Origin of the sequence: Leptospira ainazelensis (assembly GCF_016918785.1) — a bacterium.
Classification (GTDB): Bacteria; Spirochaetota; Leptospiria; order Leptospirales; family Leptospiraceae; genus Leptospira; species Leptospira ainazelensis.
The window spans coordinates 21,668-33,947 of record NZ_JAFFPT010000004.1 but is presented as its reverse complement, the minus strand read 5'-3'; the positions used below and the strand labels follow the sequence as shown (position 1 = coordinate 33,947).

12 protein-coding genes are annotated in these 12,280 nt (G+C 40.8%); 2 read left to right on the top strand and 10 right to left on the bottom strand.

What is annotated here, in order from left to right; translation table 11 throughout:
- Positions 1–20: 20 nt before the first annotated feature.
- From JWG44_RS00635 to JWG44_RS00590, 10 genes are all read right to left on the bottom strand, one after another.
- Positions 21–434, bottom strand: a complete 414-nt coding sequence (locus JWG44_RS00635; protein WP_205273035.1) for a nucleoside-diphosphate kinase — start codon at positions 432–434, stop codon at positions 21–23.
- A gap of 9 nt (positions 435–443) precedes the next feature.
- Positions 444–926, bottom strand: a complete 483-nt coding sequence (gene coaD / locus JWG44_RS00630; protein ID WP_205273034.1) for a pantetheine-phosphate adenylyltransferase — start codon at positions 924–926, stop codon at positions 444–446.
- Complete coding sequence (locus JWG44_RS00625; protein ID WP_205273033.1) at positions 923–2,134, bottom strand: argininosuccinate synthase; 1,212 nt, start codon at positions 2,132–2,134, stop codon at positions 923–925. The genes coaD and JWG44_RS00625 overlap by 4 nt, the downstream gene beginning before the upstream one ends.
- Before the next feature lie 179 nt (positions 2,135–2,313).
- Positions 2,314–2,544 (bottom strand): hypothetical protein, encoded by a 231-nt coding sequence (locus tag JWG44_RS00620; RefSeq protein WP_205273032.1) that lies wholly within the window; start codon positions 2,542–2,544, stop codon positions 2,314–2,316.
- Between the two features lie 24 nt (positions 2,545–2,568).
- Positions 2,569–3,093, bottom strand: coding sequence for a hypothetical protein (locus JWG44_RS00615; protein WP_205273031.1), 525 nt, complete (start codon positions 3,091–3,093; stop codon positions 2,569–2,571).
- Between the two features lie 81 nt (positions 3,094–3,174).
- On the bottom strand, positions 3,175–3,819 hold the full coding sequence (locus tag JWG44_RS00610; protein WP_205273030.1) for a hypothetical protein: 645 nt from the start codon (positions 3,817–3,819) through the stop codon (positions 3,175–3,177).
- 254 nt (positions 3,820–4,073) lie between these two features.
- Positions 4,074–4,697, bottom strand: coding sequence for a hypothetical protein (locus JWG44_RS00605; protein WP_205273029.1), 624 nt, complete (start codon positions 4,695–4,697; stop codon positions 4,074–4,076).
- Between the two features lie 38 nt (positions 4,698–4,735).
- A complete protein-coding gene (locus JWG44_RS00600) occupies positions 4,736–5,506 on the bottom strand; it encodes a M12 family metallopeptidase (protein ID WP_205273028.1) in 771 nt (256 codons plus the stop codon).
- Between the two features lie 626 nt (positions 5,507–6,132).
- A complete protein-coding gene (locus tag JWG44_RS00595) occupies positions 6,133–7,386 on the bottom strand; it encodes a DUF2779 domain-containing protein (RefSeq protein WP_232371419.1) in 1,254 nt (417 codons plus the stop codon).
- Between the two features lie 311 nt (positions 7,387–7,697).
- On the bottom strand, positions 7,698–8,855 hold the full coding sequence (locus JWG44_RS00590; protein ID WP_205273027.1) for an ACP S-malonyltransferase: 1,158 nt from the start codon (positions 8,853–8,855) through the stop codon (positions 7,698–7,700).
- 264 nt (positions 8,856–9,119) lie between these two features.
- On the opposite strand from JWG44_RS00590, the gene JWG44_RS00585 reads away from it, so the two are divergent.
- Together JWG44_RS00585 and JWG44_RS00580 are read left to right on the top strand one after the other, a co-directional pair.
- On the top strand, positions 9,120–10,214 hold the full coding sequence (locus JWG44_RS00585; protein WP_205273026.1) for an AraC family transcriptional regulator: 1,095 nt from the start codon (positions 9,120–9,122) through the stop codon (positions 10,212–10,214).
- 42 nt (positions 10,215–10,256) lie between these two features.
- Positions 10,257–12,161 (top strand): AMP-dependent synthetase/ligase, encoded by a 1,905-nt coding sequence (locus JWG44_RS00580; protein ID WP_205273025.1) that lies wholly within the window; start codon positions 10,257–10,259, stop codon positions 12,159–12,161.
- Positions 12,162–12,280: the final 119 nt, after the last annotated feature.

Here is a 12,280-nt window from a genome sequence, read left to right as displayed (position 1 = left end):
GTCAGGCCCCGGAAGAACTTTTAGAACAGTTCGTTTCCTTTGAAGAAAAAGGAGATTTCAAGAGCCGCGTTGTCGTCGGAATCGGAACCGTGAACCGCGTTTGCTTCTTTACTTTCGGCAAATAATGCGCGAATGGTTCCCGCCGCCGCTTCTTTCGGATCGGTGGCTCCGATCACATCTCTCCAATGAAGAACTGCGTTGTCTCTTTCAAGAGCGGCAGCTACGATCGGACCGGAGGACATGTAGGAGCAGAGGTCGTTGTAAAACGGGCGAGCCGAGTGAACTTTATAGAATTGTTTTGCATCTTCGAGGGACAATTTGAGGTATTTTAAACCCAGGATCTTGAATCCTTCTTTTTCAATTCTTGAGAGAATATCTCCAACGTGTTTGTTTTTAACACCGTCGGGTTTGATCATGATAAACGTTCTGGACATTTTTTTTCCTTATTGAGAGAGTTTTTTAAGTAATGCTTTGCTTACGATTCCGGGGACCTGATTGCTCACGTCTCTTCCGTGTCTTGCTACCTCTTTTACGATCGTGGATGAAATAAAAGAATATTCGTTCGAAGACATTAAAAAAACGGTTTCCACATCCGGAGCGAGCTTTTTGTTCATTAAAGAAATTGCATATTCATAGTCGAAGTCGGTAACGGCTCTTAAACCCCGAATGATGCTGGTGGCTCCGACCTTTGCACAATAGTCCACGGTAAGACCTTGGAACGTATCGATCTCCAGACCTTTCATTCCTTTCGTAACCTCGCTGATAAATCCGAGTCTTTCTTCGATCGAAAACAAAGTCGTTTTGTTGGAATTCACAGCGATCGCAATGATCACCTTGTCAAACAACGCCAGAGATCGGTGGAGAATATCCAAATGACCGTTTGTCAACGGATCGAAGGAGCCGGGATAAATCGCAATTCGATTCATTTTTTACGAAGCCTTGCCGTTTCTTGCGCTGGGAGTCCGTAGATATTGATAAAACCTTCCGCGTCTTTTTGATTGTACAATTCTTCTTTTTCAAAAGTCGCCATTTCCGGGTTGTAAAGAGAAACTGAGGACTTTCTTCCCACAACGGAACAAGTTCCTTTGTACATCTTTACTTTTACGGTTCCGGTCACGTATCTCTGGGTTTCGGAAACAAAAGCGCGTACAGCCTTCATGCGGGATGAGAACCAATGCCCGTTGTAGATGAGTTCCGCCAATTCTATAGACAACTTGTCTTTGTGATGCTGCGTATCTCTGTCGATCGTAATGGATTCTAAATCTCTATGAGCGATAAATAAAACGGTTCCGCCGGGAGTTTCATAAACTCCCCTCGATTTGATTCCAACAAGTCTGTTTTCAACGATGTCCACTCGACCGACGCCGTGTTTGCCAGCGATCGTATTTAGAGTTTCCATCACTTCCAGAGGATTCAATTTTTTGCCGTTGACCGCGACGCAGTTTCCTTCTTGAAAATCGAGTTCCACGTATTCGGGCGAGTCGGGAGCTTTTTCCGGAGAAGTTGTCAAAAGAAACATCTTTTCGTCCGGTTCTCTATAAGGATCTTCTAATATACCACCCTCATAGGAAATGTGCATCAGATTTCTATCCATCGAGTAAGGTTTTTCCGCGGTGACGGGAACCGGGATACCTTTTGATTTTGCGTATTGAATGAGATCGGCTCTTCCGCCGAATTCCCAGATTCTCCAGGGAGCGATGATCGTTTTTTCGGGGGCCAATGATTTAACGCCGAGTTCGAAACGAACTTGATCGTTTCCTTTTCCGGTCGCTCCGTGCGCGAAAGCATCGGCGCCTTCTTTTTCGGCTACTTCCACCATCGCTTTTGCGATAAGAGGTCTTGCTAAAGAGGTTCCTAAAAGATAACGCATCTCGTAGAGCGCGTTTCCTTGAATGGCTGGAAAAATAAAGTCCCTCGCGAATTCCAAACGAAGGTCTTGGATGTAGACTTTGGAAGCGCCGGTCTTAATTCCTTTTTCTTCCAATCCTGAAAGTTCTTCTTTTTGACCTACGTCTGCGGTAAAAGCGATTACTTCGCAACCGTAGGTTTCTTTTAGCCAGGTTAGAATTACGGATGTATCCAACCCGCCTGAGTAAGCTAGGACGATTTTCTTAACTGGTTTGCTTTGCGCCATTCTGAGAACACTGAAATTCAATCCAGGTCTGTGGACAACCGGATTTTATGGCTTTCCATAAAGGTAATTTGAAATCTGGGAAGATTCCTTCCATTTGACTTCCTCGGTCTTCGATACTCTAATCACATTACAGCCGATTTTAAAAAGAAGCTCGAAAGCAATTAAACCGGTAAATAAATTCAATTGGTTTCTTGTTCTTCCGTGTTATGAATTTCTATAACGAGGGGAATCCATTTCTTAGGTTGGCCGCTTACTTCGCACTTTTCTATTTTGCCTTTTTTGTAATTTTCATGCCAGTAATTGTATAAATCCTTCTTGCCTCTTTGCTCATTTGGTGGGTCGGGAACTTCGGAGAAAAGAGGTAACGAGATTAGAATGAAAACGATAAAAAGAATATTATTAAGATTCATAAAAGTCAGAATCCAAGAAAGAATTTAAGAATTTCCATCCGCCCAGTCTCGCGCCTTCTGATTCGAGTTCGGTTGATTGGTTTCGATTTCATAACGGATGTGTTCAAAGCCGTGTAAACCTTTCACAAAAAGAATTTCTCGGGTTCGCGCTTCTTTACGAGTAACGGATTGATCGTGTTTATCTTTTTTATACTGGTAAATTCTAAAAATGATCGCAAAGGGTTTGCCGTTTTTAAAACGCCATTCGAGCATTCTTTCCTTATCTAAAAAGGTCAGATCTTGTTCTGCTACCGGGATCGCGACGTCTTTTCCGTTAAAAATTCCGATTCTTACGGATTTCTCCCCGGAATGAATTTCCAGTTTATAAGTTCCGTATCCTTTGCAGATAACCGGAATGTCCTGTCCTTCCATAGCGAAGGACGGATCTTCCTTACAGTCTTTCGACAGATTGGTATATTTGCTCGTGTAATTCGATTCGTCTTCGCCGAAGATCGGAATACAAAAAACGGCGAAGACGATAAAAGTGAGAATGTATTTTTTGGAATCCATAACTTTTTAACAAGCGATTCCAAATCCTTCTTTCGCTTTTTTACGATCGCAGCTTAAACCGGAAATCGAATGTCAATCTTGTCAGTAACAACCCCTTCCAAGAGAAGTGATGTCCACCGTCCAATCGGCGCTTGCATTTTGTTTTTGAATCGTAAAATCCGAATCGTTGCAGGCGCTCGAGGAACCGTCCGCAGCTTTTCGTTTCATATCCCCTTGATAACGATACCAGAATCTTTCACCGGAACTCCCGAATTCTCCATCATCGATTTTGAGATCGGAAAAAGTATATTCTCCCGAATATTTATCGTTGAGCGTTTTGAGAATGATCTCTTTGACTTTCGGTTTTGCCGGAGCCGACTGATCCACGCCGGCCATTTTTTCAACATTGCCGATTCCGACTTCGGAAAAATTCCACTGGTTGGATTTAGTGAGAACGTAATTAGCCCCCGCTTCGAATCGAGTCTTAGCGTTTCCCTTTTTAGAAACGACTATAAAAGGAATTTTGTATTTAGTTTCTACGACCTTTCCCTTCGAATCCGTCTTTTCTAAAACAACCGGTTCCCCTCCGCTTTCGATGGATCCTATCGTTTCTCCTTTGTATTTTTTGGCCCAATGCGAACGTAGATCGGCCTTTGCCGTTTCCTCACTCGGCGGAGTCGGCGCTTCCGAAAAAACTGCGGTTGTGAATAAGGCGATCGTCAAACAAAACGCTAAGTATCTCTTCATGGTTTCTCCAAAGAAAAAATTCGGAATCGAATTCCGTAACGAGAAAGAATAGACGAATTATTTTAGATTTCAATCTGGAATCTCAAAGAAATAAAATATTTATCCGTTCGCGGGCGGACCATAATAAGAGCACAACTCTTGCATTTTTGCCCCCTCTATTTTTATTCCAAAGTGAGGACCGCCCTATCCGATCGTCTGCTGAAAAGTGGAGATTTTCGAATAAATTTCAATCGGATGAAAAATCGAATTCCGACTCATTCGACAAAAAGGTTTTTTTCATCCGATTTTAGATTCAGGGACCAAGTCGGTTTAAAATCCACCCAAGAGTTTTGATAATAAGTAAGAAAGAATTTAAATTCTCCGGAGCGCGGAAGAAGAATCAGATGATTCGGTTTTAAAAAATCCTCTCTTTGATTCATCGTAGAAATCATGTCCGAGCAATTTCGATTGAAAACCAACATCGAAGATTTTTTAAAAAGGTTTTCATCGATTCCGTCGTACCCTTCTGGATCCAAGAGCTCTTTGGAAAGAGAATTTTTTGGAATTTTTGAATTCGGAATCCAAGTCGCGGTTACGGATCGTTCCCAGGATTCTCCGGGAACTAAGAGGCTAAGATTTTTTTCATAATAATTTCGTGTAGGTGGTTGAGCGGGCGGGCCGTAGTAAGAACGTAATTCTTGCATTTTTGCGTCTTGTATTACGATTCCAAAATGAGGACCGCCCCATCCGATTGTTTGCGGAAATGGAGCGATTTTCGGATATATTCCGAACGGATTTCGTGCGCGATTTTCAAAACGAATCTTAAATTCAAAATCGATGATTCGAGAAGATGGAAGAATGGTATCGGAAGTTTCTACTTTTAATAAAAGAGATTTCATTTTTTACCTTTTAAGAATGGAAAGAATATTCAGTAAATTCAGATTCCATTATAGAGATCGTGAATTGTCAGAATATCGGTCGCGCTAAACCCGGTAGGATATGGAATCGTTTTTTCATCCTTTGTAATGATAAGAGGGGCTAAAATAGTAAGATTGAGAGTAGAGTATGAAGAGTAGTGCATAATAGAACACAAATCGTAGTTCTGCGCCGTGATTTCGATTCCAACGGGTTTTTCAAATCGGGCAAAAGCGCCGGAAGCAGATGGAGAGATATTTAACCAAACAATACTAATAAAAGAATCACGATCAGGTCGTTGATGTTCATGCAATAATCCTAAAGAATGACCCATCTCGTGAACGACGGCTGAGACCCCGCATTCGTTTCCAATATTGATATCTTGTCTTCCTCCAATTTTTCCGATATTAGAATTACAACCCGACTGATTATCTTGAAAATTCACGTAATCAACTTCGATCGTACGCGGTATAAAGCGAATTTCGGTATGAGTAGTATAATAATCGATTGCACGCGTTATGCGTGTTGTTTCTTTGAGTGATGGATGAAGTGTGTAAGGAACGGTTTTATTTGTCCACAATCCTGCGAAAGGGGAAGAGACGGCAAAGGTTCTGGGGACTCCTCTATCGGAGGATGGATCGATTTTATTCTTAAAAACCATATCTCCTCCCACTATAAATTCTCCTGAATTCAGTTGAGAATATTCTGTGTTAATAGTTCCTGTTGGAGTTTGGAAAGATCCATATTTTGAAATTGAGTTCGAATCCGCTAAAGGAAATTGCTCTCGTTTCAAATTTGTTTGATTTGAGAGAATCGATTCGTTTCCTCGAACCGGAAGAAAACCGATAGGTCGGCACGTCACCTGATTTTTGGAAAGGGCGAGAAGAGTTCCCGCAATCAATTCGGTCGTCTCTTTTTCAGTGATATTGGAGGATACGGAATTTGTACAAGAAGTTTGAACAATTAATAGAATAGGAAAAATAATTAATTTATATTTTAGTTCCATGAGGGAATCTATTTTTTTAAAAAATGTACTGATCAATAAATTTTTTCCATTTTGAGTTCTTTATGAACCAGTTAACTGCGGCTTTTCGTTGCGATGTTATAAAACGTAAGTAATTTTATAAAATGGTAATATATGAAATGAAAACACATCTGCTCTACTTTTTAGAAAAAATAATTTGAATGCTATTGCTTTTTTTTAAAATGATTTTTTCTATAAGTTAAGCAAATTCAAAAAAGTATTTGGGTAAAATTTACTTTTCAGAGATTGATTCGATCGAATTTGAAAACAGGATATTAAATAATGGAAGAAAATAGCCGATCTTGCTATGGCTTTCGTAACCGATCGAATTGAATTAGAAAATATCGAAAAAAAGGATCAATGAGTTCATAAAAAATTCTTTGACACGTCCAAGTTCAGACGACTTCGACCCATTCTTGAATTTTACGAAGAATGAGGACCATCGCATATGTATCCAACTTGCAGTATTGAATCAGATTTTTTTCGATTTCTTGTTTTTCAGAATCTGAAAGGGATTCCGTTTTGACTCTTAAGAATTCGGAGTTCGCCATTTGGCCGGATTTGATTCCAAGATCCTTATACGACTGACCGGTGATTACCGGAAGAATCGTTTTTAAGGAGGTGCTTCCTTTTTGATCGGGATGATAGTAATCGTATTCCCAAAACGGTTTTGCTAAATCGACAAAGTCGTCTTGGATCGATTTGAGCCAAGGTTTGTATTCCGGAAAAGCGGTCGCCGATTCTTCCAAACATCTTCTTTCAAACTTATCGTTGAAACAAAGAACGGTCCCGCCTGGCAACATCCACTGTTCGAGCTTTTCTAAAATTCCTTTTCTCGGATCGGTGATTCCGTCGTCGATATAATAAAAACTTTCAGGTTCTTGAGAAAGATCCTCCCGAACGATATGCAATGAAAATAAGAATGGAACGTGTTGGAACGGATAAGAATTCGGATAGACCGGAATCGGAGGATTGATCGATTCGAAATCCAAAAAATAAATCGGATATCGGATCTTACTCAAAAATTCGGTAAAAACTTTTTGATTGGTAAAGGTTTTGCCCGTTTGTATCGCCTGGATCTGCGTTTTTTGACGGTGTGTAAGACTTTCAGTTTCTTGAATATCTTTTAGGTTTAAGATTCCTTTTTCGTAAAATCTTCCGGATTCTTCCTTTCCTTCACGAAGCGTAAAAATGTCGCCGGGAACCTTAGGCGTCAGACAAACTTCAGGATAAGAACAGTTTCTGGGATGAGAACACATGCGGCTCATATAACGTGCGGGACGGTTTTTTCTCGATAAAAGTTCATACAAAGAATAAGCTAGTTCTTTTGTTTCTTTGTCTTTTAACGCGGTTTCCGCGGTGACGTCCTTTTGAACAAAAAATTCTTCCGGTTTAATCTTTCCTTCGTAAAAGAATTTGGAATTTACGAATATCAGAGTGCATTTTGAAATCGGAAACCCGGCTTCCTGTGCGACGAATTTTTGAAATGCAAATTCTTGAATATGTTGTTTTTTGAATGAACTGGAGGCTTTTAATACTACGATTTCGTAGGTTCCCGGCTGTTCGGTGTTCGGAAGAACGTATTCCGTTTTCATAGAGAATTTGTCGGTTTCCAAACAAGCGGATCGAACTCCTTTTCCGGAACTCAAAATTCTTCTGGTTTCGCTCTCCGAATAACGGACGTTTTTAGAATTCGGATAAAGAAGATGGGAAAGTTCTCTCAGAGCGGATTTTTGTTTGGGAGAAATGTATTGGTGTTCGTAAGGATTGAAGTCGGGGCGAGGTTCGTATGTATTTAACCAGAGATGATACTCGCAATAAAGACCCGTCGTAAAATGGGCTTTGGTGAGTTTTGGAATTTCCCCTTCCGGTCTTTTTAGGGACAGAAGGATCGAAACCCATTCCGGAAGAAATTTCCGAAACGGGTATATCAATTTTAAAATCGAAAATCCCCGGCTGTTCAGGCCAGAAGAACCTTGATATCCTTAGGACTGGAAACCGCGTAGATTTTATTCTCGGAAGTTCCCATGTTTGCCTGAGTCAGTTTTTGACTCACGACACTCGGTCCAAAGTCGATACCGGTAACGTTAGGCGTGTTTACAAAGGCTTTTACCGCTTTGTCCCAATAGAGAGTTTTGATCAACATTTCTCTAAAGAGAGGAAGGCCGATTCCATCGTCCGACTGCATATTTCTTCCGTCGAAGATCGAGAAGACGGGAGTTTTCAGATCGGAACCTTTGAAATCAAAGCCGATTCTTTCCATATCCAAAGGAACGGTTTTGTTGGTTTCTTCCATGTGTGGAGAATGGAAAGGAGCCGTAGTTTTCAAATAAACGAACTTCACTTTTTTCTCGTCCATTTCCGCTTTGAACTTTTTGCGCAATTCTAAAAGGGATTCGGGGCTTCCGGAAACGATATTGGAATCTGGAGTGTTGAAAAGACTTACGTAAATGGCCTTGCTTCCGCTCAGACCCAGAGCTTCGTTTGTTTGTTTGACTCTGTCTTCTAGTTCTTTTTGAAGATAACCGATTACCGCAACCATTGGAGAAGGTTGTTTGTCTCCGACTTCTTCGTTTGCTTTGATAAGCGCTTCGGAAGGATTGTATGGACCGACGAGTTCTTGCGCTCTGTAGCCGATATATAAAACGAATTTTAAGAATTTTGCATATGCAGAATAGAAATCGGCGCCTTCTTTTCCGAGCGCGATCAGAGCGGAAGAGATAACTCCCTGGCTATGACCGGTGACTCCGATCGAATTGGCGATCAATTCGGAAACCGGAAATCCTTTATTGGTGAAAGCTACGTAATTTGCGATTTGAGTCAGAAAGATACCGACGATGGAAACGGGAGCGCTGCAGAGATAGTTTTCGTCGGGAGCGGAATCCGGGTTTTTTACCCAGCTTTCAAAATCGTAACCGCCGTAGATGATCTTTTTATCTAAGCTTGGAACTTCTTCCGCGATGGTTTTAAAAGAAATGTCGAAGAATTCTTTGAGAGACGGCTCGGATTCATAAAGTTTGGAGAGTTCTTTCAAGAACGGAGATCCTTGTCCTCCAAATTGCAGAAAGAGTTTTCCTCCTCCTGTCTTGACTTGAGTCAGAAAGTTTGCGATTGCCATGAACTTTTTTTCCTTAGGTGTTTAAGGATGGATCCCGTTTCATAGGTGGTTCCGCAATTCTTTTTTGATGCTAAGGGTTCTGAAAGGCGTGAATTGACATAACTCCTTTCGTTTTTAATGAGAAATTAGAATAATTTAGAAGAATTCGGCCTTTTTTAAAGGGACATCGTCTCTTTGAGAAAGTTGAACCCGGACCGATCCTCACAGCAAAAATAAAATTGGCAGATTGGAAACGGACGTTAGTTTTGCGAATCAGTGAAACCCATGTGGATTGAATTGTATGGATATGCGAGTTCTCTTTGCGCCTTTCTCATCGGAGTGATGTTGGGTGTAAGTCGAAGAAGTTCGATCTCATTAAAGATAGGATCCTTTCTTTTTATCGCGATTTCAATTTGGCTGGGACAACTTCATCTTTTTATTTCGGGCGCTCTGATTCGTTTTCCGGAACTGATATTCATGCAGATTCCATTTGCAATCTCTACGGGACCGCTTTTTTATTTGTTCATTCAATCCGTTTTTAAGGAAGAATTTCTGTGGAGGCGGACGCAATGGGCGCATATCGTCTTTGTTATGATTCTGAGTCTTTTTTTTCTTCCCATCGCCCTGATACCGAAAGAGGATAAGATCGAACTCGTTCGGAAAAATTTTTCCGTGATATCGCAGAACTTGAAATATTATATTCTTTTTTTCTTAAACATCAGCTATTTAGTTCCCGGAGTTTATATCGCGTTTTCATTTCGTTTTTTGTTAAACACGAGAATTCTTTTTTCCGCAGGAAAGGAGAAGGCCCTTTTTGCTTTTTATCTGGTGCTCGGAATTTTCGCTGTTTCCATGTCGTTTACGTTTTCCGGATTTAGAATGGAATTCTCTTTTTTGAAAGCGATAGGCGCTGTCGGTTTTTCGACCGGAATCTTTTTGATATTCATTCTTCTTTCCCGTTATCCTGATTTTTTGGATCTTGTAAGCAGAGACATTCGGGAAATCCAGAGAAAACAAAATAGAATTCATTCCGATCTTTCGGAATCCGCTTTGGAAAAAATCAAATATTTGTTCGAAGTTCGAAAAATTTATCTCAACGACGATCTTTCTCTCAAGTCGCTCGGAAATCAGCTTTCGCTTAGGCCGGATCAACTTTCACAGGTTGTAAACGATTCTTACGGAATGAACTTCAACCGGTTTCTGAACTATCATAGAATTCAGGAAGCGATTCGAATTTTGAAAGAGGATCCGGAAGCTAAGATCATTCACGTTGCGATGCGTTGCGGATTTAACAGTAAGAGTTCGTTTAACGAATCCTTTCGAAGAGAAACCGGAACTACGCCGACGGAATATTTCAAAAAAAAGAGTATGGAATCATGAATCCCGTCGACCCGATTCGGAATTTGAGTTATTTTCTTTTGTATGTCCAATGCAAACTTTCAGAAATATAAAAATCTCGCACAACTGTTTCGAGATTCGGTTCAAACATATAAAAATGAAAAATCTTTTCTAACTAAAAATTCAAAGGGAATCTTCGAAGGGCCGACCTACGGAGAACTTTACGAAGATGCTTTGTCCTTAGCTTCCTATTTGATTGAAAAATGCGGTCTCAAACCTCAAGAGAACGTCGCCATCATCGCCGACAATCGATTGGAATGGATCAAAACCGATCTTGCCGTTTTGTTTTCGGGAGCTGCAGACGTTCCGAGAGGAAGCGACGCCACGATTCAGGATATGGAATACATTCTTTCCCATGCGGATTGTAGAATCGCATTTATCGAAAACCAGAACGTATTCAAAAAATTGAATTTAATTAAAGATAAACTCCCAAAACTTGAATTTATCGTTTTGATGGAAGGAACTCCTGAAATTTTCCGGGAAGGAAACGTTCTTTCATTTCGAAAAATTCTATTGGAAGGGGCTCAACTTTCCAAAAAGGAAGTTTTATCCAGAATCGATAAAATCGAACCGGACGACCTTCTTACCCTGATCTACACTTCCGGAACGACGGGAAATCCGAAAGGTGTGATGTTGACTCACTCAAATATTTTGTCTCAGATTCGGAATATTCCTTTGGGATTGGAAAAAGAGGATAAGATTCTTTCCATTCTTCCCGTCTGGCATATCTTTGAAAGGATTTTCGAAATCGTTTCGATAACCTTCGGCTGTAAAACATACTACACCAATATCCGTTCTTTGAAAGAAGACTTGCAGATCGTTAAACCGACGTTTATGGCCTCGGCTCCAAGACTTTGGGAAAGTATCTTTCAAGGAATTCAATCCAAACTTCAGGGAATGCAAGGGATCGGAAAATTTCTGTTTATTTCCGCGCTCAGGACCAATCGAACTCGATATAAACATCGTTCAACTCTGAAAAACTTAAAATTGAAAATGGTTCCGGAATCTTTTCCGATTTCTCTACTGAAAAAACTTTATTCTTTTCTAATATTCTCCTTTGTATCGATTCCGGCGAAACTTTTGGATAGAATCGTTTTAAAAAAGGTAAGACAGGCGACGGGCGGGAATTTGAAGGCGAGCGTTTCCGGAGGGGGAGCTCTGCCTCAGCACGTGGACGAACTTTTTAACGCGATCGGAATCCCGGTTTTGGAGGGTTACGGTTTAACCGAGACAAGTCCGATTCTTGCGATGAGAACTCCCGAAGAACTGATCGTCGGTACGGTCGGAAGGATATTTCCGCAGACCGAAATTCGAATCGTGGACATTACGACTGGAAAGAACATCTATCCCGGGCCGAACCCGTTTGGAAAAAAGGGAGAACTGATCGTAAGAGGTCCGCAAGTTATGAAAGGTTATTATAGGAATCTCGAAGCTACCGAAAAAGTATTACAAGACGGTTGGTTCAAAACCGGGGATCTCGCCGTGCTTACCGCGAATTCCTGTCTGAAGATCGTGGGAAGAATCAAGGAGACGATCGTTCTTTCCAACGGAGAAAATTTAGAACCGGTTCCGATCGAAGCAAAACTGCAGGAATCTCCACTGATCGAATCTTGTATGGTGGTCGGACAAGACAAAAAATTTCCGGGATTGTTGGTCGTGCCTAATTTGGAAAATCTAAAAGAATACGGCCCCGATCTCGGCGCGATTTGCAAACATCCCGAGGTAAAAACGTTAATACGAACTGAAATTTCAAAGATGATCAGCGATCAGAACGGGTTCAAATCGTTTGAAAGAATCGGAGGTTTTAGTCTACTCGATCGTTCCTGGGAGAAAGGCGAAGAACTTACCGCGAAACTTTCTTTGAAAAGATTTCTGATCACGGAAAAATATTCAAAACAGATCGATCAGATTTACGAAAACGGAAAGTGATTATTAGAAAGAGAATCCGCCAATATTCGATAACGCTCTTTTGCAGGGGGCGTTATTTTTTTTCAAAAACGAAAAATAGCAAAAACGATCCATTTTGAAATCCTCTTTTGTGATATCAA